The organism is Enterobacter sp. PL_is379 (assembly GCF_055817355.1).
In genome coordinates, this window is sequence record NZ_JBVPGT010000033.1 from 540,527 (window position 1) to 565,202 (window position 24,676).

Sequence of the window (24,676 nt, forward strand, 5' to 3'; positions counted from 1 at the left end):
CTGACGTCGCAGAACGGGAGGCCACTCTCCCGTTTTATTGAAAGGAGTTGTCTGTGAGTATCATCCCGGAAAATTTTGCCAGACCGCACGGGGCCGGGCGTCACGCCTGGACCGGCCTGCTGCTGGCGGTCATCCCCGGCTTCGGCCAGTTCTATCACCGCCAGTGGCTGAAGGGCGTTATCTTCCTGGTGCTGCTGGCCAGTTTTATCGGCGTTTTTGCCGATTTCCTGCGCGAAGGGCTTTGGGGGCTGGTGACGCTGGGGGAGGAAGTGCCGCGGGATAACTCCATCTTCCTGCTGGCAGAAGGGATCATTAGCGTACTGATCGCCGCCTTTGGCGTGATGGTGTATTACCTGTCGATGCGCGATGCCTGGGTTAACGGTCGAAAACGTGATGAAGGGCTGGGGCTAAACAGCGTGCGTAAGCAGTATCAGATGCTGCTAAGCGACGGCTTTCCGTATCTGATGATCACGCCGGGCTTTATTCTGCTGGTGTTTGTGGTGGTTTTCCCGATCCTGTTCGGTTTTGCCATCGCCTTTACTAACTACAATCTTTACCACACGCCGCCGGCTAAGCTGGTGGATTGGGTTGGGTTTAAGAACTTCGTCAATATTTTCACGCTCTCCATCTGGCGCTCAACCTTCTTCGACGTCCTGCAGTGGACGGTGGTTTGGACGCTGCTCGCCACCACGCTGCAATGTACCGTGGGCGTGCTGCTGGCTATCCTGGTGAACCAGAAAGACCTGCGCTTTAAGCCGCTTATCCGCACCATTTTCATTCTGCCGTGGGCGGTGCCGGGTTTTGTCACCATTCTGGTGTTTGCCGGAATGTTCAATGACTCTTTCGGTGTGATAAACAACGCCATTCTGGCCTTCTTCGGCATTGCGCCGAAAGCCTGGATGACCGATCCGTTCTGGACCAAAACGGCGCTGATCCTGATGCAGACCTGGCTCGGCTTCCCGTTTGTTTTTGCTATGACCACCGGCGTGCTGCAGGCGATCCCTGACGATCTGTACGAAGCCGCCACCATGGACGGGGCCAGCAGTGCGACCAAGCTGCGCACCATCACGCTGCCGCTGGTGCTTTATTCCATTGCGCCAATACTGATTACCCAATACACCTTCAACTTCAATAACTTCAACATCATCTACCTGTTCAATAACGGCGGACCAGCGGTGGTGGGGTCCAATGCGGGTGGGACAGATATCCTGGTGTCGTGGATCTACAAGCTCACCATGTCGTCGTCGCAGTACGCGATTGCGGCGACCATCACTATCCTGCTGTCGATCTTTGTCGTCGGTCTGGCGCTGTGGCAGTTCCGCGCCACCAAATCTTTCAAAAACGACGACATGGCGTAAGGGACGTAACAATGGCTCAATCACAAAGTATTAAACGTGAGAAGTGGGTACGCCTCTCGCTCTCCTGGCTGGTTATCGTGCTGGTGTCGACGATTATCATCTACCCGCTGGTGTGGACGGTCGGCGCGTCGTTTAACGCGGGTAATAGCCTGCTCAGCTCCTCAATTATTCCTGAGAACTTTTCGGTGCAGCACTATGCCGACCTGTTTAACGGCCAGGTGAACTACATGACCTGGTACTGGAACTCGATGAAAATCAGCTTCCTGACCATGGTACTGACCCTCATCAGCGTCAGCTTTACCGCCTATGCCTTTTCGCGCTTTCGCTTTAAGGGACGCCAGAACGGGCTGATGCTGTTCCTGCTCCTGCAGATGATCCCCCAGTTCTCGGCGCTGATTGCCATTTTCGTGCTGTCGCAGCTTTTGGGCCTCATCAACAGCCATCTGGCGCTGGTGCTGATCTACGTGGGCGGCATGATCCCGATGAATACCTACCTGATGAAAGGTTACCTCGACGCCATCCCGAAAGATCTGGATGAATCCGCGCGCATGGACGGGGCCAGTAATTTCCGGATTTTCATCGAAATTATCATGCCGCTTTCGAAGCCGATTGTGGCGGTGGTGGCGCTGTTCTCCTTCACCGGGCCGCTGGGGGATTTCATCCTCTCCAGCACGATTCTGCGCACCCCGGACAAATACACCTTACCCATCGGGCTCTATAACCTGGTGGCGCAAAAAATGGGTGCCAGCTACACCACCTACGCGGCAGGCGCGGTGTTGATTGCGGTGCCGGTAGCGATCCTCTATCTGGCATTACAAAAATACTTCGTCTCCGGCCTGACCTCCGGGAGTACCAAAGGATAATCATGAAAAGACTCAAACCTGCTTTACTTGCCGTTTGCCTCTCCTGCGGCCTTGCCGCGAGCGCGTTTGCGGCGGACGGGGTGAAAACGCGTCCTTTTAACGCCATGCCCGCGGACTTTATCAAGGGCGCGGATATTTCGACGCTGCTGGAAGCGGAACAGCACGGCGCCAAATTTTATAACAACAGCGGCCAGCAGCAGGACGCGATTGCGATCCTGAAGGCTAACGGGGTGAACACCGTGCGCCTGCGCCTGTGGGTTGACCCGCAGGATGCCGACGGCAACACCTACGGCGGCGGCAGTAATAATCTCGAAAACACCCTCGCGCTGGCGAAGCGCGTAAAGGCGCAGGGCCTCAAGCTGCTGCTCGATTTCCACTACAGCGACTTCTGGACCGATCCGGGCAAACAGTTTAAGCCAAAAGCCTGGGAGAAGATGGGCTACCCGCAGCTGAAAACGGCAATTCATGACTACACCCGCGACACGATTGCCCGCTTTAAGAAAGAGGGCGTATTGCCGGACATGGTGCAGATAGGAAACGAAATTAACGGCGGCATGCTGTGGCCGGAAGGGAAAAGCTGGGGGCAGGGCGGCGGCGAATTCGACCGCCTGGCCGGGCTGCTCAACGCCGCGATTGGTGGACTGAAGGAGAACCTGACCGACGGCGAGCAGGTGAAAATCATGCTGCATCTGGCTGAAGGCACCAAAAATGACACCTTCCGCTGGTGGTTTGATGAAATCACGAAGCGCGGCGTGCCGTTCGATATCATCGGCCTGTCGATGTACACCTACTGGAACGGCCCGATTAGCGCGCTGAAGACCAACATGGATGACATCAGCAGGCGCTATAACAAAGACGTGATTGTGGTGGAAGCGGCCTATGGCTATACGCTGGAGAACTGCGATAACGCCGAGAACAGCTTCCAGGCTAAAGAGGAAAAGGACGGCGGCTATCCCGGCACCGTTCAGGGTCAGTACGACTATATTCACGATTTAATGCAGTCCGTGATTGATGTGCCTGACCGTCGCGGCAAGGGCATCTTTTACTGGGAACCGACCTGGATTGCCGTTCCGGGCACCACGTGGGCCACCAAAACCGGCATGAAATATATCCATGACGAGTGGAAAGAGGGTAATGCCCGTGAGAATCAGGCGTTATTTGATTGCCAGGGCAAAGTGCTGCCGTCAATCACGGTATTTAACTAGTTTTTATCTTCATTCAGGACGTTTTAAATATGAATAAATTTGCGCCTTTAAGTCCAAAGGTCGCGGCGTTATTGCATGGCGCCGACTATAACCCGGAGCAATGGGAGAATTACCCCGGTATTATTGAAAAAGATATCGCCATGATGCAGCAGGCGAAATGTAATGTCATGTCGGTGGGGATATTTAGCTGGGCGAAACTGGAGCCTCAGGAAGGGGAATATGATTTTGCCTGGCTGGACAGCATTATTGAAAAACTCTATGCGGCGGGCATTCATATATTTCTCGCTACGCCGAGCGGCGCGCGTCCGGCATGGATGTCGCAAAAATATCCTGAAGTGCTGCGCGTCGGACGCAACCGCGTCCCCGCGCTGCACGGCGGGCGTCACAACCACTGCATGTCGTCTCCGGTTTACCGCGAAAAGACGATGAAAATTAACAGCCTGCTGGCGGCGCGTTATTCGCATCATCCGGCGGTGCTGGGCTGGCATATCTCCAATGAGTACGGCGGCGAATGCCACTGTAGCCTGTGCCAGGAACGCTTCCGCGACTGGCTAAAGGCGCGCTACAAAACCCTCGACGCGCTGAACCATGCGTGGTGGAGCACCTTCTGGAGCCATACCTACACCGACTGGTCGCAAATTGAGTCCCCCGCGCCGCAGGGGGAAGTGTCGATTCACGGCCTGAATCTCGACTGGCGCCGCTTCAATACCGCGCAGGTCACCGATTTTTGCCAGCATGAAGTGGCGCCGCTGAAGGCCGCCAATGCCGACCTGCCGGTAACGACCAACTTTATGGAGTATTTCTACGATTATGACTACTGGCAGCTGGCGAAAGCGATCGACTTCATCTCCTGGGACAGCTACCCGATGTGGCACAGGGAGAAAGACGAAACGCAGCTGGCCTGCTATACCGCCATGTACCACGACATGATGCGCAGCCTGAAGGGCGGTAAACCCTTTGTGCTGATGGAGTCCACGCCGAGCACCACCAACTGGCAGCCGACCAGCAAGCTGAAAAAGCCGGGGATGCATATTCTCTCCTCTGTTCAGGCGGTGGCGCACGGGGCGGATTCGGTGCAGTACTTCCAGTGGCGTAAGAGCCGCGGGTCGGTGGAGAAATTCCACGGTGCGATTATCGATCACGTGGGGCATCTTGATACCCGCGTCGGGCGCGAAGTGACGCGTCTGGGGGAGATGCTGGCCCGTCTGCCTGAGGTGGTGGGGTGCCGCACCGACGCGCGCGTGGCCATTATCTTTGACCAGCAAAACCGCTGGGCGCTGGACGATGCCGAAGGCCCGCGCAACATGGGGCTGGAGTACGAAAAAACCGTCAACGAACACTATCGTCCGTTCTGGGAAAAGGGCATCGCGGTCGACGTCATCGACGCTGACGGCGATCTGAGCCGCTACGCGCTGGTGATTGCCCCCATGCTCTACATGGTGCGCGAAGGTTTCGCCGAGCGGGCGGAAGCCTTTGTGGCCGCGGGCGGGCATCTGGTGACGACCTACTGGAGCGGGGTAGTGGATGAGACCGATCTCTGCCACCTCGGCGGTTTCCCGGGCCCGCTGCGCAAGCTCCTCGGCATCTGGGCGGAAGAGATTGACTGCCTGGGCGAGGGGGAGCGAAACCTGGTTCAGGGGCTGGTGGGCAATGCGGCGGGCCTGCAGGGGCCGTATCAGGTCAGGCATCTGTGCGAGCTGATCCATACTGAATCCGCGCAGGCGCTGGCGACCTACCGGGATGATTTCTACGCCGGTCGCCCTGCGGTGACGGTCAACCGCTTTGGCAAAGGCAAGGCGTGGCACGTGGCGTCGCGTAACGATCTGCCGTTCCAGCGCGATTTCTTTGCCGGGATTATCGACGAGCTGGCGCTGCCGCGCGCGGTCGAGGGGGATTTCCCGCCGGGCGTGGTCACGACGGCGCGCACGGATGGCGAAACCGCCTGGGTGTTTGTGCAGAACTACACGGCCCAGCAGCAGCTCATCACGCTGCCGCAGGGGTATACCGACTGCATGACCGATGCCGCCGCTGCGGGCGATATCGTGCTGCTTCCCTGGGACTGTCGGGTGCTCAGGCGTAAAGCGTAAGAACCGCCCGGCGGCGCTGCGCTTGCACGGGCCTACAAAACCCGTAGGCCGGGTAAGCGCAGCGCCACCCGGCAACAAGGCACAAAACGCCTGCTCCCCGAGCAGGCATTTTTTTATCTGCATACAGAGAGGCGTATTATGGACAGTCAAATTACTCAGCGTTTAATTCCGGCATTTGGCGGCGACGATAATATCGAGCACGTCGAAGCCTGTATTACCCGCCTGCGCGTGACGGTAAAAGATTTAAATAAGGTCGATTCCCAGGCGATACAGAATGAGGGGGCGCTGGGGGTGATTATTATCGGCCAGCAGGTGCACGCTATATTCGGCAGGCAGTCTGATACATTACGGAAATTATTAGACGAACATTTTAATCAGTAAATATAAAAAAGGGATAGCCAAAGTAATGGCTATCCCAAAGCAGTAAAATAGACTGCAGGTTGCTGGAGATACGATAACGATTAACGCAAATTATAAATTACGACTTACCACCAGGCCTCGACCTGCACACCGAAGTTCCAGGTATTATTCGCGGTGCCATCTTCGAAGGATTGCCCTTTTTCGGAGTCATTCAGGTAAGAGGCAAAGACGCGCAGCTCAGGACGCGACATAAAATCAGGTCCGTCTGCCAGCCCCAGCGCGAGGGTGTACTTCTCGCCGCTCTGCTTGTACTTAGTGCCGTCGGTATAAGTATCTTCCTGGTAGAATCCGCCCACTTCGCCAATCAGACGCACGTACTCGGTGAACTGATACTGCGCGCGCCCCACCAGCGATACCAGGCGTGATTTGTCCGTGTACTGCGTGGTGTCGTCTGCCGAGCCCCATGTCAGAACGTGGTTAAAGGAGAACTTGTCGGTAATCGGAATTAAGCCGGTGTTAATCACGCGGTAGCCGGTGGCGTCGTTCACGTAGTTCCACATGTCGTACCAGCCCCCACCCTGTGACACCATGTTCTGGGCCAGACCTTTATTGGCGTACTGCAGCACCAGCTTGTTATAGCCGCCAAACATATCCTGGCTGATCTCACCGGTGACCATTACGCCGTTATCGGCCTCGTACAGTCCGCCGTACTCTTTCTGCTTGTTGGTCGGGTTTGGCATGGCGTAATCAATACCCACTTCCGTCCACGCGCCCGCCCACGGCTTCCAGCCCGCATAGCGAAGGTCGATGTAGTTGATGTTAACGTCGCTGTCGCCATCCACGCGGTAGTCCACGTCGTTGGCATCGCCGCGGATCCACGCAACGGAGACTGCGCCCGGGCCAAGCGTGTAGTTCTCGATACCCGCACCGGAGCCGGAAATATTCCAGTATTTGGTATCAATGATGTGCAGGTCATGGCGCTGGTAGTAGCGCTTACCGCCCCAAATCACCGCATTGGGATCCCCGGGGATCAGCCCCTTGATCTGCAGGTTAAGCTGGCGCAGGCCGAACTGGGCATCGTCATCTAAGGTGGTTTCATTGTCGTTGGAGCCGTCTGAGACCATGCTCACCATGCTGTCGAGATAGAAACTGACGTCGTTCTTTTTGTATACCTCGGAGCCCAGCTCCAGCTCGCCGTAGGTATCGGCCTCGTTCCCGAGACGGCCAATTTTGTTTTTTTGCCACTCCTCCATCCCACCATCCCGTGAGACGCCCACGCCGGAGCGAAGATATCCATGAAAATCAATCGGTACTGAAGACGCTGCAAACAGCGAAGGCGATGCCAGCGCGGCAGCCAACGCAACAGATACAGAGCGGATCGTCGTGTTCATTGTAACCCTCTTATTGTTTTGTAATACGTTCACAAATCCGCTGTCATAAAATGCCTAAACCCGTTAACTGGCAATTGCACGATCCGAAATGTGTGATTAACTGCAAATAAAATAGACAATTTTGTTACGAGTAATGAGATCGGACACAAATTATGGCATTGTGAGCGTCATACTTTTTGATGGTGTTATGCCCACAGCGAGAGGGTGGTAAGCGTTTTTTTTCAGCACCCCTGTTACAATCAGCGCATAACAACATAAGGAACCGGACCATGAAGTCGAAAAGCGCAACGTTAGAGGACGTGGCACGCCATGCGGGCGTCTCCTATCAGACCGTGTCCAGGGTACTGAATAAATCTGCCAATGTATCCGACGCCACGCGCATCAAGGTGGAGAAATCCATAGAGTTATTGCGGTATGTACCCAACCGACTGGCTCAGCAGCTGGTGGGCAAGCAGAGCCAGACCGTTGGGCTGGTGACCATTTCGCTGGCGCTGCACGCGCCTTCGCAGGTTGCGGCGGCGGTGAAACGCTATGCCAATGTGGAAGGCTACCAGGTACTGATCTCAATGATTGATGAGAACGTCAACCACAGCATCCAGGACTCCATCAACGAGCTGAAATCCCAGCTGGTGAGCAAAGTGATCATCAACGTGCCGCTGGAGGCTGAAGCGGCGCAGAAAATCGCCGCCGACAACGACGACATTGTCTGCCTGTTCCTCGACGTTGACCCGTACAGTTCCGTGTTTAACGTTTCGTTTAATCCGGCGGACGGCACCCGCGCCAGCGTCAAATATCTTTACGAGCTGGGGCATCGCGACATTGCCCTGCTGGCGGGGCCGGCGTCTTCCGTGTCGGCGCAGCTGAGGCTGAAAAGCTGGATCGAGACCCTGAAGGGCTACGGTCTGGAGCCAGCATCGGTCATTCGCGGCAACTGGGATGCGCAAAGCGGTTATTCGGGAGCGTTGCAAATGCTGCGGGAAACGGCGCAGTTTACCGCCGTGCTGGTGGCGAACGACCAGATGGCGCTCGGCGTGCTGAGCGCGTTCCATCAGCAGCAGATTTCAATTCCGGGCGAGAAGTCGGTGATTGGCTACGATGACACCTATGAAAGCTCATTCTTCTACCCGGCGCTGACGACGGTATCGCTGGATTTAGATCTGCAGGGTAAAGAGGCGGTGCGCCGCATTCTCGACAGCGGTGAAGAGAATGCCCAGCGCATGTCCTCAATTTTACCTGCCCGTCTGGTGGTGCGTCAGTCCACCGGGCCGAAAGGGGAGAAGGGAAAAAACCTCCAGGCGCTGGCCCAGCAGCTGCGCGAGATTGCGCATCAACTGGGTGATGTGTAGCACAGTGAGCACCTCAATCGCAGGAAAGAGGTGCTCGCAGGGTTACTCCAGCCCCAGCGTGTACTGGGCAATTTTGAAGTAGATAATCAGCCCGGTACCGTCGATAAGCGTCGCGATAAACGGCGCGGAGACGACCGCCGGGTCAATGCCGCAGCGCTTGAGCACCATTGGAATGACGGACGACACAATCGCACTCCAGAGCGTAATGCACACCAGCGTCAGGCTGACGATAAGCGTGATTTCCAGCCCAATCCCCATCATCCAGGCGCGGATGCATCCGGCCAGACCCAGCGTGGCGGCAATCATCAGCGAGGTGGTCATCTCTTTACGCAGCACGCGGCCAACGTCGCGCAGACGCACTTCCCCCAGCGCCATGGCGCGCACCAGGGTGGAGGTGATCTGCGTCCCGCTGTTGCCGCCCGTGCCGATCAGCAGCGGAATAAAAAACGCCAGCGCGATGGCGGACTCCAGCGCCTCTTCAAAATGCTGGATCACCGAGCTGGTGTAGGCCTCCGCGACAAACAGCAGCAGCAGCCAGACGGAGCGTTTTTTCCACAGGCTATACGGGCTGGTGTCCAGATAGGGCTTCTCCAGCGGCAGCGTCGCCCCCTGAAGCTGAGCATCTTCGGTGACGTCATCTTCCAGCAGATGGGCGATTTCGCGCTCGGTCAGACAGCCGACGAGCTTGCCGTGGGTGACCACGGGCACCACGTCCGCGCCGCCGTGCGCCAGCAGCCCGGCAACGTCGGCACGTTCATCCTCCGGTTTGACCTGCAAAAACTGCGAAATCATCAGCGATTTCACCGGCTGTACCGTATCGGCGGTCTGCAGCAATTTACGCACGGCAATCATGCCCGCCAGGCGGCCATTGTCTTCAATAAAAATATGAGACGGAATATCGTCGTCTTTTAATTTTTCGAAGAATTGCTCGCGCGCCAGCGCCACGCATAATGAAATATCGAGGACAATAAAATCGGTATTCATATATTGCGCGATCGCGCTGTCATTGAATGCCAGGTTTTGGTTGTGAATAGCGTAAGACATAGTGAATTCCCTTTGAATAATAAAATCTCTCAGGGGCGAGCAAGACAGGGCATGTCGAAGAGGAGATCCCCACGTCCTGGGTTCAGCACTGTACACCGTATCCCGTGAGGGAAGTTATACTGACAAAGCCTTGATTCGACAGTGCCTGTTTTACCCTGTGTCGATTCTCTCGAACCTACCAGAGCGATAACGTGTATTTGTACAGGAGCCTCGCCATAACGAGATCGTTGTAAAGCGAGGGAAATAATACGCTTATTTGATATTGCCGCTCGGGAAATTAAATAATGTTTAAGAACGGTTTAGGAGAATCTTATTTAATAAAGCGTTGATGGTTTATTTAAGGTCATTCATTTCTAATGGAGGATTATATAATCAACGGAGGAGAAGCAAATGGCGTGGTTTGATAATCTGCTGAATCATTTTGCGCTGTATCCGGCACATCTGTTCGCGCTGTTATTTATGATGGCGCTGGGCAAGTCGACGGTGCTGATCTCCTCCGTGCTGCCGCCCGCCTCGGTGATGCTGCTGGCGGGCATGACCGTCAGCCAGGCGAGCATGCATCCTGCGCTGGCGTGGCTGGCCGTGGTGATGGGGGCAACGGCGGGTTCGGTGCTGAACTACCATATCGGCCAGATGATGGGGCACACCCGGCTGGTCACGCGTTTTACCTCAAAGCATGCCGACAAGTTCTTGCGGGTACAGCATCAGCTGCAAAAGAACGGTGTCATCGTGCTCTTTACGTCGCGATTTCTGGCGGTGTTGCGTTACATCGTCCCGCTGGCGGCGGGGATGCTCAGGCTGAATGCAGCAAAGGTCTACGCCGTCAGCCTGATTTCCGCCTGCGTATGGGCGGCGCTGTATGTCGGCATCGTCACCGGCATCAGCGCCTTTTGAGTTACAAACTCCCCATGCCGCCGTCCACCAGCAGCTCCGTTCCTACCGTGTAGCTCGACTCGTCGGACGCCAGATAGAGCGCGGCTTTTGCCAGCTCCGTCGTCGAGCCCATTCTGCCGAGCGGCACCAGCTTGATGATCTCTGCCATCATTGCGTTAAGCGCCTCTTCGCTTAAGCCCGTTTTGGTAAAGGCCGGGGTTTCCACCGGACCGGGGCTCAGGCCGTTAACGCGGATCCCGCGCGGCAGCAGCTCCGCCGACAGCGTACGCGCCAGCGACAGCAGGGCGGCCTTGCTCGCGGCATACACGCTGCTGGTGGGCAGGCCGATGCGCGCGCTCACGGAGCCGCAGAGGATCACCGACGACGGGTTATTCAGCAGCGGCAGCAGCGCCTGAATTAAAAAGAACGGTCCCTTCAGGTTGATGTTCATCAGGCGATCCCACGCATCCTCCTGCCAGGCTTCCAGCGGCGCGTGCGTTACGTCGCCGGCGTTGAGAAACACCGCGTCGAGGCGCGGCCAGCGGGCGGCGAGGGTTTCCGCCAGCGCTTTCTGCGACGCGATATCGCCCGCATCGGTTGGGATCACCCAGGCCTTATCGCCCAGAATGCGCTCTGCTTCGGCGAGGGTGTCCGGGTTGCGTCCGGTCACGGCGACGCGCGCCCCTTCGGCGATAAACGCCTGCGCGGTGGCAAGACCGATGCCGCTGGTGCCGCCGGTAATCAACGTATACTTATCGGTTAAACGACCCATGTTCTTCTCCTGAAATGTCTCTGGAGAAAGCACTATAGAAACGTTAGTATCGAAAGGAAACCAGGTACCAAATGGATAGTAAATAGGCAAGAGGTGTGCTATGGCAGAAATGCTGGAGGAGTGCTGTGAAAAAAAATCTGAGGCGTATACCTGCCCGATGACGCAGTTTGTGAACCTGATTTCCGGCAAATGGGCGATCCCCATTCTCTATCGCCTGATTGTCTTTAATACGCCCGTACGCTTTGGCGACCTGCTGCGGGCGGCTGCCCCCATCACCCAGAAAGAGCTGACGAAGCAGCTGCGCCTGTTTGAACAGCGCGGGCTGGTGACGCGGACGGTCTACCCGGAGATCCCGCCGCGCGTGGAGTATCAGATTACCGGGCTGGGGTTAACCCTGCAGGATGCGCTCTCGCCGCTGGCCGCCTGGATGAGCGAGTACGGCGACCAGCTTCAGCGTTAGGCTACTGTTTTACGTAGCGCGGTGCCGGGATGCCGGTGCGCGCGCTGCTAAACAGCTCAAGGCGCGCCGCTTCGTAGCGCTCCCACAGGCCTGCATCATGCATCGGCGGGATGGTGATCGGTTCACCCTGATCCAGACCCGCCAGCGACGCATCCACCATATCGTCGGTGGTCATTACCGAACCTTCCGGCAGATCGTCCACCGTGACGCCTGAATGGCTCCAGATTTCCGTCGCCGTGGCGGCGGGCAGCACGGCCTGAATGCGCACGCTGCTCTCGGCAAATTCTTCCTGTAACCCACGGGTAAAGCTCAGTACCCACGCCTTAGTGGCGCTGTATAGCGCGCTTCCCGCCCGGACGTGCAGGGCCAGCACGGAGGCGATATTGATCAGCGTGCCGCGATTATTCTGCGCCAGACGGGGCAGGATGGCGTAGGTCAAACGCATCAGCGCCGTGGTGTTCAGGGTGTTAATGGCCTGATGCTGCGCTACCTCGCCCGCGAGGAACGGTGCCATCTGCGCGGTGCCCGCGTTGTTGATGAGCGTATCAATGGCGGTATTGCTGCGCAGCTCCTCTTCCACGGCGCTGATCCCGGCTTCATCGGTAAGATCGGCCACCAGAATATCGACGGCCACGCCATAGCGTGCGCGCAGGTCGGCGGCGAGGGTTTTCAGGCGATCCTCGCGGCGAGCGACCAGCACCAGGTTGGCACCGCGCGCGGCAAGACGATCGGCATAAACGGCGCCAATCCCGGAGGAGGCACCCGTGATCAGGGCGGTGGTGATTTGCGTAGTCATCGTGTGTTACCTCAAAGCAAAGTGGGTTATTTGGTTTCAAGATGAAACTGAATTAACTCTCTGCTATTTGGTTTTATAATGCAACCATATTGGCGATCATTTTGTGCTTTTGCCGTCGGGAACGGTCAGGAGGGGAGTTTAGCCACGATCTCTTCAGGCGTCAGTTCGCGCCCATCGTCGGCGATAAGCGCCAGTTTGCGCAGGGGTTTGCGCTGTTCGGAATCGACCAGCACGGTGCCGCATTCGTTTTCAGCAAACAAAAATTCATTCCCCCACTGGGACAGGGCAACCAGCACGGTTTGCAGGGCGCGCCCCTTTTCGGTCAGGACATACTCCTGCCAGGCGCTGCCGTCGGAGGCGGGCTGAAGCCGGAGAATGCCTTCGTCTAACAGCAGCTTGAGCCGCGTGGTCAGCATGTTTTTCGCAATACCGAGGCTTTTCTGAAACTCGCCGAAGCGTTTAATCCCGCGGAGCGCGTCGCGGACGATCAGCAGCGACCACCAGTCGCCGATGATATCCAGCGAACGGGCGACGGGGCAGGTGCTCTCTTCGAGGCGGGTACGTTTCACGGTCAATTCTCCGGTAGGGTGTGGTTTTATTATAAAACTAATCTGCGCGCGTCGTAAGCAGGTTAATCATCAGTTTGAGAAATGCTTCCCGGAAAATTGTCACCAATCTGTCACACTGAGCGCGACATTTTAAAACGAGTGAGGAATTAGGGATGAGAAAAGCACTACTCGCGCTGGCAGTCGCCGGTTCCATTTCAGCAACGTTTGGCGTGCAGGCGCAAGAGACGCCGGAAGGGTATCAGCTGGAGCAAGTTTTAATCATGAGTCGCCATAACCTGCGCGCGCCGCTCGCCAACAACGGCAGCGTGCTGGAGCAGTCCACGCCGAAGCAGTGGCCGGAGTGGGAGGTCCCGGGCGGTCAGCTCACCACTAAAGGCGGCGTGCTGGAAGTGTATATGGGCCATTACATGCGCGAGTGGCTGGCGCAGCAGGGGATGGTGAAGACGGGAGAATGTCCAGCGGCGGATAGCGTTTACGCTTATGCCAACAGCCTGCAGCGTACCGTCGCGACCGCACAGTTCTTTATCACCGGCGCGTTCCCGGGCTGCGACGTTCCTGTGCACCATCAGGAAAAAATGGGCACCATGGATCCGACCTTCAATCCGGTGATTACCGACAACTCACCTGAATTCCGCGAAAAAGCGCTGAAGGCGATGGAGGCCGAGCGGCAGAAAATGCAGCTCGCAGACAGCTACAAGCTGCTGGAGCAGATGACAAACTACGCCGATTCGCCGTCGTGCAAGGAGAAAAAAGTCTGCTCGCTGGCGGATGCGAAAGATACCTTCAGCGCCGACTATGAAAAAGAGCCTGGCGTATCCGGGCCGCTGAAGGTGGGTAACTCGCTGGTGGATGCGTTCACGCTGCAGTATTACGAAGGCTTCCCGGCCGACCAGGTGGCCTGGGGCGAAATCAAGACCGACCAGCAGTGGCGCGTGCTGTCGAAGCTGAAGAACGGCTATCAGGATTCGCTGTTTACCTCCACCGAGGTGGCACAAAACGTGGCGAAGCCGCTGGTGAAATATATCGATAAAACCCTGGTCACCGACCAGGCGAAAGCGCCGAAAATCACCCTGCTGGTGGGGCATGATTCGAACATTGCTTCCCTGCTCACCGCCCTGGATTTCAAACCCTATCAGCTGCACGACCAGCAGGAGCGCACCCCGATTGGCGGCAAAATTGTCTTCCAGCGCTGGCACGACAAAAATGCCAACCAGGAGCTGATGAAAATTGAGTATGTCTACCAGAGCTCAGAGCAGCTGCGTAACGCCAGCGTGCTGTCGCTGCAGTCTCCGGCGCAGCGCGTGACGCTGGAGCTGAAGGGCTGCCCGGTAGATGCGAACGGCTTCTGTCCTGTCGATAAATTCAATGCGGTGATGAATAACGCGGCGAAATAAAAGAGAACCCCCCGCGTGATGGCGGGGGGAAACGCTTAGACGTTTTTACGTTCGATGGTTTGCTCGCCCCAGAAGAGCGAGTCTTTGTCCGTTTTTTCGAAGGCGCGCACCAGCACCTCATCGTTACCTTCCTCCCAAATTTGCTCGGCCAGCTTTTCATCGTACTTCGCGACTTCAAAGATAGCTTCGGCAATCTCCGGAGAGGTGTTGCGTAAACTTGCCCATTCGCCCACGTGGTGAGCTTTGGATTCTTGAGTTGGCATGCTTGTCCTCCTGTTGGGTGTTAGCCGTTCAGTTTTTTGGCCAGACCCGCGACATATTCACCCTGATAGCGGGCAATAGACAGTTCTTCATTGCTTGGCTGACGTGAGCCATCCCCACCGGCAATGGTGGTTGCGCCGTACGGCGTACCGCCGCGCACCTGGGAAACGTCAAACAGCTCCTGTGCGCCGTAGCCAATCGGCACAATCACCATCCCGTGATGAGCAAGGGTAGTCCAGGTTGAGGTAATCGTCTGCTCCTGGCCGCCGCCGGTCCCGGTAGAGCTGAATACACTCGCGAGTTTGCCGTAAAGCGCCCCGGATGCCCAAAGTCCGCCGGTTTGATCGAGGAAGGTGCGCATCTGGCCCGACATATTGCCGAAGCGGGTCGGGGTGCCGAAGATAATGGCATCATAATCCGCCAGCTCCTGCGGGGTGGCGACCGGGGCGTTTTGTGTTTTACCCCCGGCTTTCAGGAAGGCTTCCGCCTGCATGGTTTCCGGTACGCGTTTGACCACAACCTCAACGCCATCAACCCTGTTTGCACCTTCTGCTACCGCGTGAGCCATGGTTTCAATGTGTCCATACATGGAATAATAGAGCACCAGAACTTTTGCCATTTTGCATCACTCCTCGTTGGTTTTTCTGACAGCGGATCGCTGCGTTCTTTTAAAGATATGTCATCACAGCCAGACTGCAAAAATGAACGCCATTTATTTGATTTATAACAACATGCGTAGAAAAATGACTTTGTAGCAAAATGATACAACTTTCCCGGTGCGGATTTTTAAAATGATAAGAAAGGTTTATGCATTCCCGTCGCGTCATCTCACCCGAAAGGCTGAGTTCATGTTGCAGAATATTACCTGCGGCTTGCCGGATAGCGGCATTCCACTAAGCTTAGTTTCACGCGGCACAGATAAAGGCACTGTCCTTGTGTTGCGAGGTGAAAGAATCCTCTTTTACTGAATGCAATATGATGTCTAATGTTTCACATTCTGGAGGTTAGAGATGGCAAACCATCGTGGTGGTTCAGGTAATTTCGCAGAAGACCGTGAAAGAGCATCAGAAGCAGGCCGTAAAGGTGGCCAGCATAGCGGGGGCAACTTCAAGAATGACCCGCAACGCGCATCTGAAGCTGGCAAGAAAGGGGGTAAAAACAGCCACGGCAGCAGCAGTAAGTAACACGCCGGGTTGAACCCCTGCCGCCGGGATCTCCCGGCGGTTTTTTATTTCTGCAACATTGAACTGTAACCAAAGGCAACGCACACTACAGAATTGTTCTCACTTGCTGGTGCCGCATGTCTGTCTCACGCTTTAAATTCTCCGTAAAACCGCAGGAAGCCATCCTCATTCTCATCACCATGTTCTGGGGCGGGACGTTTCTGGCCGTTCAGTACGCGGTGACCCTCAGCGATCCGTTCTTCTTCGTTGGCCTGCGCTTTGCGACGGCGGCGCTTGCCGTAGGGCTGATTTCGCTTAACACGCTGCGGGGTCTGACGCTCAAAGAGCTGAAGGCCGGCGTGGCCATTGGTGTCGCGATAGCGATGGGCTACAGCCTGCAGACGTGGGGATTGCAGACCATCTCCAGCAGCAAATCCGCGTTTATCACCGCGATGTACGTGCCGCTGGTGCCGCTATTGCAGTGGCTGTGCCTGGGGCGGCTGCCCGGTCTGATGTCCTGTATTGGCATCGTGCTGGCGTTTATCGGTCTGATTTTGCTGGCCGGGCCGGAAAACAACCTCCTGGCGCTGGGGCCGGGCGAGATCATCACCCTCGTCGGGGCGGTTGCGATTGCGGCGGAAATTATCCTGATCAGCGCCTGGGCGGGCAAGGTGGACGTCAAGCGGGTGACGGTGGTGCAGCTCGCCACGGCCTCGCTGGTGGCCTTTGCGACGATGGTTCCGGCAGGGGAGTCCGTGCCGCCGATGTCCACTGGGCTGATTGTGGTCGCACTGGGTCTGGGTATCTTCAGCGCAATTATTCAGGTCACCATGAACTGGGCGCAGCGCAGCGTATCGCCAACCCGCGCGACGGTGATTTATACCGGTGAACCTGTCTGGGCGGGCATTTTCGGGCGACTGGCCGGGGAACGTCTGCCGCTGCTGGCCCTGGTGGGCGCGGCATTTATTGTCGCCGGGGTGCTGGTGAGCGAGTTGAAGCTCAGAAAACGTCGGAGCCAGGTGAGCGATATGACAGCTGAAGAAGGTTTAGATTGAAAAAATAGACGGGTTTATCTACGATGTGTACGGATAATTACCGTACACGATGAAGTAAATCATGCCAGCACTTAAAAAACAGCGTATCGATCTTCGCTTAACGGACGAAGACAAAACAATGATTGAAGAAGCGGCGGCGATGACGAACCAAACGATCACCCAGTTTATGGTGAACAGTGCGTCAGAGCGCGCTGCGGAGGTCATCGAACAGCATCGGCGTCTCGTCTTAAACGAAGCATCATGGAATGCGGTGATGGATGCCATCGACAATCCGCCAGAGCCAAATGAACGCCTGAAGCGAGCGGCAAAACGTCTTCGAAACATGGAGTGAAGCGTCGTGGACAATCTCACGGTCGAAATGTTTTCAGAGGGAAAAGATTATGATTTCAGGGATTTCGATTGTGGTGAACCCTCGCTAAATGTCTTCCTCACAGAACATCTGGTGCGTCAGCACAATGGGCGTATTTTACGAGGCTATCTGCTTAAAGAGCGCGATCGTCCGCGAGTCCTGGGCTATTACACGTTGTCTGGGAGCTGTTTTGAAAAAGCGATGCTGCCTTCTAAGACTCAGCAGCGTCGGATCCCTTATAGCAACGTACCGAGCGTAACGCTGGGACGTCTGGCGATACATAAAGACCTGCAGGGACAGGAGTGGGGAACGACGCTCGTCACGCATGCCATGCGGGTTGTCTATCTGGCATCGCAGGCGGTGGGCGTACACGGAATATTTGTTGATGCACTCAATGACCGGGCAAAACGATTTTATCTGAAGCAGGGTTTTATTCCGCTGACGGGTGAAAACAGCCATTCTCTTTTCTTTCCTACAAAATCTATCGAACGACTGTTTGAGCAGGCGTGATTTCCTGACATTAGGGTGTTCTTACGGAACGTAAAGGTCGGGTAAGGCATAGCCTTCACCCGACATTGAGATTTCACGAATCCTGACGCACCACCTCGCCCTGCGGCGCAGCAGCCATCCGGCGGCTCAGCAGGGCGTTAAGCAGGATCGCGCCGAAGGTCGCCGTGCCAATCCCGCCGATCGTAAAGCCGCCCAGCGTCAGGGCAAAATCGCCCGCGCCCAGCACCAGCGTGACCGCCACCATAATCAGGTTGCCGTTCTGGCTGAGATCGACCCGATGCTGCACCCAGATGCGCGCGCCGGCCACGGCGATCAGCCCAAACACCACGATTGAGGCCCCGCCGATCACCGGTGACGGAATGGTGTGGATCAGCGCGCCGAACTTCGGTGAGAAGCCGAGCAGCATCGCCATCACCGCCGCCGCCACGAAGACCAGCGTCGAGTAGACTTTGGTCACCGCCATTACGCCGATGTTTTCGGCATAGGTGGTGACGCCGCTGCCGCCCACGGAACCAGAGAGCATGGTTGCCAGCCCGTCGCCGACGAACGCGCGGCCCATGTATGGATCCATGCTGCGCCCGGTCATTCCCGCGACCGCCTTCAGGTGACCCAAGTTCTCTGCCACCAGGATCACCGCCACCGGTGCGATAAGCATCATCGCTTGGGTGTTAAAGGTGGGCGAGGTCACTTTCGGCAGGCCGAACCAGGCGGCCTGATGCAGCAGGGTAAAATCCACCGGCTTGCCGAGACCAAAAACGTTCGCCAGCAGGGCATACACCAGACAGGCAACAATCAGCCCGACCAGAATCAGCAGCCGCTGGATCATGCCTCGCGTGAACACCGCCACCAGGCCGATACACAGCACGGTGATCACCGCCATCCAGCTTTCAAACGGTGAGGCGGAGACGCTCCTGACCGCAATCGGGGCGAGGTTCAGGCCAATCGCCATCACCACGGCGCCCGTTACGACCGGGGGCATCATGCGCTCGATCCAGCGCGTGCCGATCTTCATCACCACCAGACCAATCAGGGTATACACCAGACCGCAGGCGATGATGCCGCCGAGGGCCACGCTCAGGTTGGGGTTGATCCCCTGGCCGTTAAACCCGGTGGTGGCAATAACCACGCCGACAAAGGCGGCGCTGGATCCCAGATAGCTGGGCACGCGCCCGCCGGTGACAAAAAAGAACAGCAGGGTGCCGATACCCGACATCAGAATAGAGAGGTTGGGATCGAGCCCCATCAGCATCGGCATCAGCACCGTAGCGCCAAACATCGCAACCGCGTGCTGGACGCCCATCACCATCGTCTGCCCGAGCGGGAGGCGTTCATCCGGCGCGACCACGCCTGCTTCTGTGGAGGTCGATTTCAACTGCCAGTGGGGAAATCCGAACATGGTCTGTCTCCTTAAAGCGGGTTAACAGGCGGGGCGCATAAGCGCGTGGTAGCCGCGGTCAAACCACACCAGCCCTTGCGGCGCGGGGTGGCGAATAATCGAAACAATGTCGCAAAACAGAATGTCATGGGTACCGACGCTCACCACCTGGCTGATGCGGCAGTCAAACGAGGCCAGCGCATCCTCCAGGCGCGGGCAGCCGGTGTCGCCCGTCTGCCAGCGGGCGGCGGCGAAGCGTTCTTCCATCGGCGTTTTGCCGCCAAACAGGTTTGAGAGCGGCTCCTGCCCGGCGCTCAGGGTATTCACGCACAGCGTGCGGTTTTCGCTGAACGTCGGCCAGACGGACGCGCCGCGGTTCAGGCACACCAGCAGGGTGGGAGGGGAATCCGTGACGCTGCACACCGCGCTGGCGGTGAAGCCTGCCATCCCCGCGGGACCGTCGGTGGTGATGATATTCACCGCCGCGCCGACGCAGGCCATGGCGTCGCGAAAGGTTTGTTTATCCGGTGTCGTCATCATCGCTCCTTACGCCAGCCCGCAGGCATCGTCGAAGGTCAGGCGCGGCAGGCGGCCGTAAAGTTTGCCCGGGTCGCCGTAGCCAATGTTGATCAGCAGATTGCTTTTAAGCGTCGTGCCGGTGAAAAAGGCCTCGTCGACCCTTTGTCGGTCAAAGCCCGACATCGGGCCGGTATCCAGCCCCAGAGCGCGACAGGCGAAAATCAGGTAGCCGGCCTGCAGCGAGCTGTTGCGAAAAGCCGTCTCTTCCGCCAGCGCGGGGCTTGCGGTAAACCAGCTTCTGGCATCGCCGTGCGGGAACAGTTCAGGCAGGCGCTCGTAGAATTCACTGTCCCAGGCGACAATCGCCGTGATCGGAGCGGTGAGCGTTTTCTCCAGGTTGCCGCTGGAGAGCGCCGGGCGCAGCTTCTCTTTTCCCTCCGCGCTTCGCACAAACACAATGCGCGCCGGGGAGCAGTTGGCGGAGGTTGGCCCCCATTTCATCAGGTCGTAGATTTCGCGCAGCGTCTCGTCGCTGACGGCAATATCCTGCCAGCCGTTATGGGTGCGGGCGCCGGTGAACAGCGTTTCCAGCGCGGTGGGATTAATGGCTTCGCTCATTACAGCTCCTTATAAAGCGTGTTCATGACTGTGCAGCAGGCTGGCCAGCCCGTTCAGCAGCAGGGTGTTAAAGGTGTCCGGCTCGGTGACGTTGCAGGCATGTCCGCCCTGGCGCATCACCGCGCTGTGGCTGTGCGGGATCGCTGCCTGCAGCTCAGACGAGCAGACAGAGGGCACCAGCATGTCGTCGGCGGAACAGATGATCTGGACCGGGCAGCGGATGCGTGCGGCGTGGCGGCTGAAGTCGGCCTTTTTCAGGGCGCTGAGCCGGTGCAGCAGGTTGGCTTTGCCCTGGAAATGTGCCAGCGCCAGGGCCTCTTCGGCCTCCAGGCGGGGGGCGCGGGCGGCCATCCAGTCTGCCGGGTAGAGAAACAGCGGCTGCGCCTCAACCCACGCCTGCGGGCCGCCGTAATGCAGCAGGCGCTCGCGGATCTGAAAGCAGCGGCGGGTGTGGGCGTTGAGGGTCAGCCAGCCGTTGACGCACACCAGCGCGGTGAGGGCGTCGGGCCTGTCGAGGGCCAGCTGCAGGCCGACCAGCCCCCCCAGCGCGTGGCCGACGATGCTGTAGCGCGCGATCCCGGCCTCAGCCAGCGCCTGGGCCAGTTCGTCCGCCATCTGTGCCAGGCTGTACCCTTCCGGCAGGGCGTCGGGGTTATTGCCCGTTCCGCGCTGGTCATAGCACACCACCTGATACTCCGGTTCCAGCGCGGCCAGCTGGGGCAGCCAGTAGCTGCCGCTGCCGCCGAGACCGGCTATAAGGACCACCACGGGCGCACCCTCATACGGGGGCGGTGAGACGGAGAGTTTCATGGCCGCCTCACTTCACAATGTGCGCAACGGTGGCGATTTCCACCAGCGCGTCCGGCTTCACCAGCCCGCACTGAATGCAGAAACGGGCCGGCTTATCGCCGGGGAAGAACTCCGCGTAGATTTCGTTAATCGCGGCGTAGTTTTTCCAGTCGGTGATAAAGATGCTGTTGAAGGTCACATCCTCCATCGTGCCACCCGCCGTTTCGATCACGGTTTTGATCGTCTCCAGCACGTGGCGGGTTTGCGCCTTTGGGTCGTTGATAAACACCACGTTGTTGTCTTTATCAAACGGCAGCGTGCCGGAGACATACACCACGCCGTCGGCGAGGGTGCCGGGAACAAACGGGGCGATAGGCGTGCTGGTGCCCGGCGGGATAATTACGGATTTCGGCATCGTGTGTCTCCTCAGGCGATACGGGCGAGCGGAGGATTCAGGGCATCGCAAAACTCGGCGACGCTGCTGACCCAGCCAAAAAAGGTTTCGATATTGAACAGGGCCGCCTTCTGGGCAAATTCCGGCCCGGCCTGATGAGTCGCGTCTTCCAGCACCACGCCGAAATACTCGAGGAAAAAGCCGTCGCGCAGGGTCGACTCCACGCAGACGTTGGTGGCAATGCCGGTGAAGACCAGGTGGCGAATGCCCCGGCTGCGCAGCAGGCTGTCGAGCGGCGTGTTGAAAAAGCCGCTGTAGCGCGGTTTGGGCAGGACGATATCACCCGCCTGCGGGACCAGCTCATCCACCAGCTGATAATCCCAGCCGCCCTTCGCCAGCAGTTTGCCCTGCAGCTCGGGCCGTTTACGCATGGTTTTCAGGGCGTTCGACTTGTGGAAGTTGGGCGAGCCGGGGCCGCCTGCCTCAACGTACTGGTCGTCCCAGCCGTTCTGGAACCAGATAATGAGCATCCCCGCGGCGCGCGCGGCGGCGACGGCGGTTTTAATGTTCTCAATCACCGGCCGGGTGGCGGAGACGTCGAACCCCGCCAGATCCAGATAGCCGCCCTGGCTGGCGTAGGCGTTTTGCATGTCCACCACGATAAGCGCGCTCTGCTGCGGCGCAAAGGTGATGGCTTCCGGGCGTGCGTTAAGGGTCGTCATTACGCCACCTCCTTCGTGACGGCAGGGATGTGGGCGCGGCACTGCATCAGCGGCTGGATGCGCTCGCCGAAGGTTTCCACGCCGGTGAGGAAATCATCGAAGGTCAGCAGGACGCCTTCCGCACCGGGAACGGCCGCCACTTCATCGAGCATTCTGGCAACGCTGGCGTACGAGCCGACCAGGGTGCCCATGTTGATATTGACGGCGGAGGTCGGGTCGGCCATCTGACGAACGTTGGTGTCCGCGCCGGAGCGGGTATCCTTCTGGCTCTGCTCGGTGAGCCAGCTCAGGGCTTCCTCGTCGGCGCCGTCCTTATAGCGCTCCCATTTCGCGCGCGCCGCGTCGTCGGTTTCGTCGGCAATCACCATAAACAGCACGTAGGAGCCCACGTCGCGCCCGGTTTTGTCGGCGGCTTCTTTCATGCGCGCGGCGGTCGGGGCGAAGGCGGCAGGCGTGTTCACACCTTTACCGAAGCAGAAGTTAAAGTCGGCGTATTTCGCCGAGAATTCCATTCCCGCGTCGCTCTGCCCTGCGCAAATCACCTTCATCGGCACCGACGGCTGCGGGCTGACGCGGCAGTCGTTCATGGTGAAGAAGTCACCCTTGAAATCGCTTTTGCCGGTACCCCACAGATCGCGCAGGACCTGCACGTACTCGGTCAGGTAGTCGTAGCGACGCGAGAAGTAATCGTCCCCCGGCCAGAGCCCCATCTGCTCGTACTCCGGTTTTTGCCAGCCCGTGACCAGGTTGACGCCAAAGCGCCCGCCGGAGATGGAGTCGATGGTGGAGGCCATGCGCGCCACGATCGCCGGGGGCAGGGTGAGGGTGGCAGCGGTGGCGTAGATCTGGATCCGCGAGGTGACCGCGGCCAGCCCGGCCATCAGGGTGAAGGACTCCAGGTTGTGGTCCCAGAATTCGGTTTTGCCGCCGAAGCCGCGCAGCTTGATCATCGAAAGCGCAAAGTCGAAATGGTAGTGCTCCGCTTTCTGCACGATGGCTTTATTCAGCTCAAAGGTCGGCATGTATTGCGGTGCAGTGGTCGAGATAAGCCAGCCGTTGTTGCCGATGGGTACAAATACGCCAATTTTCATCACGAACCTCTCTTCATTACGTCGCAGGTGTAACGGTGTTTTTGCAAAGGCAGTGCCAGTTTTGAAAATGGCTTTGTTATTAATGTGTTAATCAGAAGTTGGTGGTTTGATTCGATTAAATGTGGACTAACTGGTCAAAAACATTGCACAGAAAACAGGCATTCATGCGCGATCGGAGTGCAGGATGTCGTGGCGAGACGGGGGTTTTGCTATGCTGAGGGCAACGCAGAATAAGGAGAGCGGGAATGACACAAGGCGCAGTGAAAACACCAGGTAAACGTTCGCAGGCGGTGAGCGCTAAGAAACAGGCGATCCTCAGCGCGGCGCTGGAGACCTTTTCGCAGTTTGGTATTCACGGCACGCGCCTGGAGCAGGTGGCGGAGCAGTCCGGGGTATCCAAAACCAATCTGCTCTACTACTACCCGTCGAAAGAGGCGCTCTATGTCGCGGTGATGCAGCAGATCCTCGATATCTGGCTGGCGCCGCTGAAAGCGTTCCGCGAAGAGCTGGCCCCGCTGGTGGCGATCAGGGAGTACATTCGCCTGAAGCTGGAGGTGTCACGCGATTACCCGCAGGCTTCACGGCTGTTTTGTCTTGAGATGCTGCAGGGGGCGCCGCTGTTGCAGGCGGAATTAACCGGAGATTTAAAACAGCTGGTGGACGATAAGTCGGCCATTATCGCCGGATGGGTGGCCAGCGGAAAACTGGCTCCGGTCGATCCGCATCATCTGATCTTTATGATTTGGGCCTCCACCCAGCATTACGCTGACTTTGCGGCCCAGGTCGAGGCGGTGACTGGAAAAACGCTCCAGGACGAAGCGTTTTTCCACAGCACCCTGGAAAACGTGCAGCGGATGATTATCGAAGGGATCCGCCTGCGTTAGTTCCCCGGTGGGAGAGGGCAGCTTAAGTCGCCCTCTTCGCACTGCATCAGCGAGGCCAGAAACGCTTCGCGCTCCACGGTTTTTTCCGCCAGGCACTGGTTAACAATCATTGGCTGGACGCTCCCGCCTTCCGTCCCCGAACCGATAAACGCACAGTCCGCGTCGCGCAGGGCAATCCACGCCTGCTGCGCTTTTTTCAGCAGATCGCGCTGGGGGGCAGCCGCACGCTTGATGGCGGCCTGATAGGTCTGGTTGAGCTTTTTATCGGCAGCCTGGTACTGCTGCGCGCTACAGGTATTCAGCTCAAGCTGGGTGGTCGCTTTGTCGCACTCGTCGGCCAGCGCGCTGGCGCTCAGCAGCAGCGCTGCGCCTGCGAGAAATACTCTTTTCATCATCCCCTCCGTGTAAAAAAGCCGGATGCGCTGCGC

The 24,676-nt window shown here is 57.8% G+C and carries 29 protein-coding genes and 1 riboswitch; of the genes, 14 read left to right on the plus strand and 15 right to left on the minus strand.

The features are described 5' to 3' along the window. The first annotated feature begins 53 nt into the window (after window positions 1–53). From AC0TOY_RS23885 to AC0TOY_RS23905, 5 genes are all read left to right on the plus strand, one after another. Window positions 54–1,358: a carbohydrate ABC transporter permease gene (locus AC0TOY_RS23885; protein WP_061715575.1), complete on the plus strand. Its 1,305-nt coding sequence runs from the start codon at window positions 54–56 to the stop codon at window positions 1,356–1,358. Between the two features lie 11 nt (window positions 1,359–1,369). After that, window positions 1,370–2,221, plus strand: a complete 852-nt coding sequence (locus tag AC0TOY_RS23890) for a sugar ABC transporter permease (protein WP_042715482.1) — start codon at window positions 1,370–1,372, stop codon at window positions 2,219–2,221. 2 nt (window positions 2,222–2,223) lie between these two features. Next, a complete protein-coding gene (locus AC0TOY_RS23895; protein WP_024909617.1) occupies window positions 2,224–3,426 on the plus strand; it encodes a glycoside hydrolase family 53 protein in 1,203 nt (400 codons plus the stop codon). A 29-nt stretch (window positions 3,427–3,455) separates the two neighbouring features. Further along, window positions 3,456–5,513, plus strand: a complete 2,058-nt coding sequence (locus tag AC0TOY_RS23900; RefSeq protein ID WP_473722676.1) for a beta-galactosidase — start codon at window positions 3,456–3,458, stop codon at window positions 5,511–5,513. Between the two features lie 138 nt (window positions 5,514–5,651). Further along, entirely contained in the window at window positions 5,652–5,894 is a 243-nt protein-coding gene (locus tag AC0TOY_RS23905) for a PTS sugar transporter subunit IIB (protein WP_073961589.1), read from the plus strand. Between the two features lie 104 nt (window positions 5,895–5,998). Here the strand turns inward: AC0TOY_RS23905 and AC0TOY_RS23910 are convergent, their stop codons facing one another. Then, the gene (locus tag AC0TOY_RS23910; RefSeq protein ID WP_061715573.1) at window positions 5,999–7,264 is read right to left on the minus strand and encodes a maltoporin; all 1,266 of its coding nucleotides are present in this window, start codon (window positions 7,262–7,264) and stop codon (window positions 5,999–6,001) included. A 269-nt stretch (window positions 7,265–7,533) separates the two neighbouring features. On the opposite strand from AC0TOY_RS23910, the gene AC0TOY_RS23915 reads away from it, so the two are divergent. Continuing rightward, window positions 7,534–8,610 (plus strand): LacI family DNA-binding transcriptional regulator, encoded by a 1,077-nt coding sequence (locus AC0TOY_RS23915; RefSeq protein ID WP_473722677.1) that lies wholly within the window; start codon window positions 7,534–7,536, stop codon window positions 8,608–8,610. Between the two features lie 42 nt (window positions 8,611–8,652). Here AC0TOY_RS23915 and AC0TOY_RS23920 read toward each other — a convergent pair whose 3' ends face one another. Then, window positions 8,653–9,654, minus strand: a complete 1,002-nt coding sequence (locus AC0TOY_RS23920) for a magnesium transporter (RefSeq protein ID WP_032648991.1) — start codon at window positions 9,652–9,654, stop codon at window positions 8,653–8,655. Between the two features lie 60 nt (window positions 9,655–9,714). Then, a riboswitch (M-box (ykoK) riboswitch) is annotated at window positions 9,715–9,884 on the minus strand. 160 nt (window positions 9,885–10,044) lie between these two features. On the opposite strand from AC0TOY_RS23920, the gene AC0TOY_RS23925 reads away from it, so the two are divergent. Further along, on the plus strand, window positions 10,045–10,548 hold the full coding sequence (locus AC0TOY_RS23925) for a DedA family protein (protein ID WP_473722678.1): 504 nt from the start codon (window positions 10,045–10,047) through the stop codon (window positions 10,546–10,548). A 1-nt stretch (window position 10,549) separates the two neighbouring features. Here the strand turns inward: AC0TOY_RS23925 and AC0TOY_RS23930 are convergent, their stop codons facing one another. Further along, window positions 10,550–11,299 (minus strand): SDR family oxidoreductase, encoded by a 750-nt coding sequence (locus AC0TOY_RS23930; protein ID WP_024909624.1) that lies wholly within the window; start codon window positions 11,297–11,299, stop codon window positions 10,550–10,552. 100 nt (window positions 11,300–11,399) lie between these two features. Between AC0TOY_RS23930 and AC0TOY_RS23935 the strand changes: the two genes are divergently transcribed. Continuing rightward, on the plus strand, window positions 11,400–11,759 hold the full coding sequence (locus AC0TOY_RS23935) for a winged helix-turn-helix transcriptional regulator (RefSeq protein WP_024909625.1): 360 nt from the start codon (window positions 11,400–11,402) through the stop codon (window positions 11,757–11,759). Window position 11,760: 1 nt separating this feature from the next. Here the strand turns inward: AC0TOY_RS23935 and AC0TOY_RS23940 are convergent, their stop codons facing one another. Further along, window positions 11,761–12,555: an SDR family NAD(P)-dependent oxidoreductase gene (locus AC0TOY_RS23940; RefSeq protein WP_061715570.1), complete on the minus strand. Its 795-nt coding sequence runs from the start codon at window positions 12,553–12,555 to the stop codon at window positions 11,761–11,763. 125 nt (window positions 12,556–12,680) lie between these two features. Then, window positions 12,681–13,124, minus strand: coding sequence for a winged helix-turn-helix transcriptional regulator (locus tag AC0TOY_RS23945; RefSeq protein ID WP_473722679.1), 444 nt, complete (start codon window positions 13,122–13,124; stop codon window positions 12,681–12,683). Window positions 13,125–13,276: 152 nt separating this feature from the next. Between AC0TOY_RS23945 and agp the strand changes: the two genes are divergently transcribed. Further along, the gene (gene agp, locus AC0TOY_RS23950; RefSeq protein WP_048989858.1) at window positions 13,277–14,518 is read left to right on the plus strand and encodes a bifunctional glucose-1-phosphatase/inositol phosphatase; all 1,242 of its coding nucleotides are present in this window, start codon (window positions 13,277–13,279) and stop codon (window positions 14,516–14,518) included. Between the two features lie 35 nt (window positions 14,519–14,553). On the opposite strand, the gene AC0TOY_RS23955 is transcribed toward agp, so the two are convergent. Then, window positions 14,554–14,781, minus strand: coding sequence for a YccJ family protein (locus AC0TOY_RS23955; RefSeq protein WP_008499832.1), 228 nt, complete (start codon window positions 14,779–14,781; stop codon window positions 14,554–14,556). Window positions 14,782–14,801: 20 nt separating this feature from the next. Continuing rightward, complete coding sequence (gene wrbA, locus AC0TOY_RS23960) at window positions 14,802–15,398, minus strand: NAD(P)H:quinone oxidoreductase (RefSeq protein WP_024909629.1); 597 nt, start codon at window positions 15,396–15,398, stop codon at window positions 14,802–14,804. A 391-nt stretch (window positions 15,399–15,789) separates the two neighbouring features. Here wrbA and AC0TOY_RS23965 point away from each other — a divergent pair, with 391 nt between their 5' ends. From AC0TOY_RS23965 to AC0TOY_RS23980, 4 genes are all read left to right on the plus strand, one after another. Continuing rightward, entirely contained in the window at window positions 15,790–15,963 is a 174-nt protein-coding gene (locus tag AC0TOY_RS23965; protein WP_024909630.1) for a con-10 family general stress protein, read from the plus strand. A gap of 116 nt (window positions 15,964–16,079) precedes the next feature. Then, on the plus strand, window positions 16,080–16,997 hold the full coding sequence (locus AC0TOY_RS23970) for a DMT family transporter (RefSeq protein WP_407820512.1): 918 nt from the start codon (window positions 16,080–16,082) through the stop codon (window positions 16,995–16,997). Window positions 16,998–17,058: 61 nt separating this feature from the next. After that, the gene (locus AC0TOY_RS23975) at window positions 17,059–17,328 is read left to right on the plus strand and encodes a type II toxin-antitoxin system TacA family antitoxin (RefSeq protein ID WP_008499829.1); all 270 of its coding nucleotides are present in this window, start codon (window positions 17,059–17,061) and stop codon (window positions 17,326–17,328) included. Between the two features lie 6 nt (window positions 17,329–17,334). Continuing rightward, window positions 17,335–17,856: a GNAT family N-acetyltransferase gene (locus AC0TOY_RS23980; RefSeq protein WP_024909632.1), complete on the plus strand. Its 522-nt coding sequence runs from the start codon at window positions 17,335–17,337 to the stop codon at window positions 17,854–17,856. Window positions 17,857–17,929: 73 nt separating this feature from the next. Here AC0TOY_RS23980 and rutG read toward each other — a convergent pair whose 3' ends face one another. Genes rutG through rutA form a run of 7 tightly spaced genes read right to left on the minus strand, consistent with a single transcriptional unit; the run spans window position 17,930 to window position 23,364 of the window. Further along, a complete protein-coding gene (rutG, locus tag AC0TOY_RS23985; protein WP_463726870.1) occupies window positions 17,930–19,252 on the minus strand; it encodes a pyrimidine utilization transport protein G in 1,323 nt (440 codons plus the stop codon). Window positions 19,253–19,273: 21 nt separating this feature from the next. Next, window positions 19,274–19,768, minus strand: a complete 495-nt coding sequence (gene rutF / locus AC0TOY_RS23990; RefSeq protein ID WP_023327078.1) for an NADH-dependent FMN reductase RutF — start codon at window positions 19,766–19,768, stop codon at window positions 19,274–19,276. Window positions 19,769–19,777: 9 nt separating this feature from the next. Then, window positions 19,778–20,368: a malonic semialdehyde reductase gene (locus AC0TOY_RS23995; RefSeq protein ID WP_370883889.1), complete on the minus strand. Its 591-nt coding sequence runs from the start codon at window positions 20,366–20,368 to the stop codon at window positions 19,778–19,780. Between the two features lie 9 nt (window positions 20,369–20,377). Next, window positions 20,378–21,178, minus strand: coding sequence for a pyrimidine utilization protein D (gene rutD / locus AC0TOY_RS24000; RefSeq protein ID WP_267214611.1), 801 nt, complete (start codon window positions 21,176–21,178; stop codon window positions 20,378–20,380). A 7-nt stretch (window positions 21,179–21,185) separates the two neighbouring features. Next, complete coding sequence (gene rutC / locus AC0TOY_RS24005; protein ID WP_248239905.1) at window positions 21,186–21,572, minus strand: pyrimidine utilization protein C; 387 nt, start codon at window positions 21,570–21,572, stop codon at window positions 21,186–21,188. 11 nt (window positions 21,573–21,583) lie between these two features. Then, complete coding sequence (gene rutB / locus AC0TOY_RS24010; protein WP_048989847.1) at window positions 21,584–22,273, minus strand: pyrimidine utilization protein B; 690 nt, start codon at window positions 22,271–22,273, stop codon at window positions 21,584–21,586. Then, entirely contained in the window at window positions 22,273–23,364 is a 1,092-nt protein-coding gene (rutA, locus tag AC0TOY_RS24015; RefSeq protein ID WP_023617762.1) for a pyrimidine utilization protein A, read from the minus strand. Before rutA ends, rutB begins: the two co-directional genes overlap by 1 nt. Window positions 23,365–23,609: 245 nt before the next feature. Here rutA and rutR point away from each other — a divergent pair, with 245 nt between their 5' ends. Next, window positions 23,610–24,248, plus strand: coding sequence for an HTH-type transcriptional regulator RutR (gene rutR / locus AC0TOY_RS24020; RefSeq protein ID WP_025912986.1), 639 nt, complete (start codon window positions 23,610–23,612; stop codon window positions 24,246–24,248). On the opposite strand, the gene AC0TOY_RS24025 is transcribed toward rutR, so the two are convergent. Then, entirely contained in the window at window positions 24,245–24,640 is a 396-nt protein-coding gene (locus tag AC0TOY_RS24025; RefSeq protein WP_267216721.1) for a lysozyme inhibitor LprI family protein, read from the minus strand. The genes rutR and AC0TOY_RS24025 overlap by 4 nt on opposite strands. Between the last annotated feature and the right edge of the window lie 36 nt (window positions 24,641–24,676).

Coding starts and splice junctions, on each gene's coding strand:
- AC0TOY_RS23970 (WP_407820512.1), top strand. CDS start 16,080: ATGTCTGTCTCACGCTTTAAATTCTCCGTAAAACCGCAGGAAGCCATC.
- AC0TOY_RS23920 (WP_032648991.1), bottom strand. CDS start 9,654: ATGTCTTACGCTATTCACAACCAAAACCTGGCATTCAATGACAGCGCG.
- rutC (WP_248239905.1), bottom strand. CDS start 21,572: ATGCCGAAATCCGTAATTATCCCGCCGGGCACCAGCACGCCTATCGCC.
- AC0TOY_RS23905 (WP_073961589.1), top strand. CDS start 5,652: ATGGACAGTCAAATTACTCAGCGTTTAATTCCGGCATTTGGCGGCGAC.
- AC0TOY_RS23925 (WP_473722678.1), top strand. CDS start 10,045: ATGGCGTGGTTTGATAATCTGCTGAATCATTTTGCGCTGTATCCGGCA.
- AC0TOY_RS23930 (WP_024909624.1), bottom strand. CDS start 11,299: ATGGGTCGTTTAACCGATAAGTATACGTTGATTACCGGCGGCACCAGC.
- rutB (WP_048989847.1), bottom strand. CDS start 22,273: ATGACGACCCTTAACGCACGCCCGGAAGCCATCACCTTTGCGCCGCAG.
- AC0TOY_RS23895 (WP_024909617.1), top strand. CDS start 2,224: ATGAAAAGACTCAAACCTGCTTTACTTGCCGTTTGCCTCTCCTGCGGC.
- AC0TOY_RS23915 (WP_473722677.1), top strand. CDS start 7,534: ATGAAGTCGAAAAGCGCAACGTTAGAGGACGTGGCACGCCATGCGGGC.
- AC0TOY_RS23995 (WP_370883889.1), bottom strand. CDS start 20,368: ATGAGCGAAGCCATTAATCCCACCGCGCTGGAAACGCTGTTCACCGGC.
- rutG (WP_463726870.1), bottom strand. CDS start 19,252: ATGTTCGGATTTCCCCACTGGCAGTTGAAATCGACCTCCACAGAAGCA.
- agp (WP_048989858.1), top strand. CDS start 13,277: ATGAGAAAAGCACTACTCGCGCTGGCAGTCGCCGGTTCCATTTCAGCA.
- wrbA (WP_024909629.1), bottom strand. CDS start 15,398: ATGGCAAAAGTTCTGGTGCTCTATTATTCCATGTATGGACACATTGAA.
- rutA (WP_023617762.1), bottom strand. CDS start 23,364: ATGAAAATTGGCGTATTTGTACCCATCGGCAACAACGGCTGGCTTATC.
- rutF (WP_023327078.1), bottom strand. CDS start 19,768: ATGACGACACCGGATAAACAAACCTTTCGCGACGCCATGGCCTGCGTC.
- AC0TOY_RS23955 (WP_008499832.1), bottom strand. CDS start 14,781: ATGCCAACTCAAGAATCCAAAGCTCACCACGTGGGCGAATGGGCAAGT.
- AC0TOY_RS23900 (WP_473722676.1), top strand. CDS start 3,456: ATGAATAAATTTGCGCCTTTAAGTCCAAAGGTCGCGGCGTTATTGCAT.
- AC0TOY_RS23940 (WP_061715570.1), bottom strand. CDS start 12,555: ATGACTACGCAAATCACCACCGCCCTGATCACGGGTGCCTCCTCCGGG.
- rutD (WP_267214611.1), bottom strand. CDS start 21,178: ATGAAACTCTCCGTCTCACCGCCCCCGTATGAGGGTGCGCCCGTGGTG.
- AC0TOY_RS23965 (WP_024909630.1), top strand. CDS start 15,790: ATGGCAAACCATCGTGGTGGTTCAGGTAATTTCGCAGAAGACCGTGAA.
- AC0TOY_RS23975 (WP_008499829.1), top strand. CDS start 17,059: ATGCCAGCACTTAAAAAACAGCGTATCGATCTTCGCTTAACGGACGAA.
- rutR (WP_025912986.1), top strand. CDS start 23,610: ATGACACAAGGCGCAGTGAAAACACCAGGTAAACGTTCGCAGGCGGTG.
- AC0TOY_RS23935 (WP_024909625.1), top strand. CDS start 11,400: ATGGCAGAAATGCTGGAGGAGTGCTGTGAAAAAAAATCTGAGGCGTAT.
- AC0TOY_RS24025 (WP_267216721.1), bottom strand. CDS start 24,640: ATGAAAAGAGTATTTCTCGCAGGCGCAGCGCTGCTGCTGAGCGCCAGC.
- AC0TOY_RS23890 (WP_042715482.1), top strand. CDS start 1,370: ATGGCTCAATCACAAAGTATTAAACGTGAGAAGTGGGTACGCCTCTCG.
- AC0TOY_RS23910 (WP_061715573.1), bottom strand. CDS start 7,264: ATGAACACGACGATCCGCTCTGTATCTGTTGCGTTGGCTGCCGCGCTG.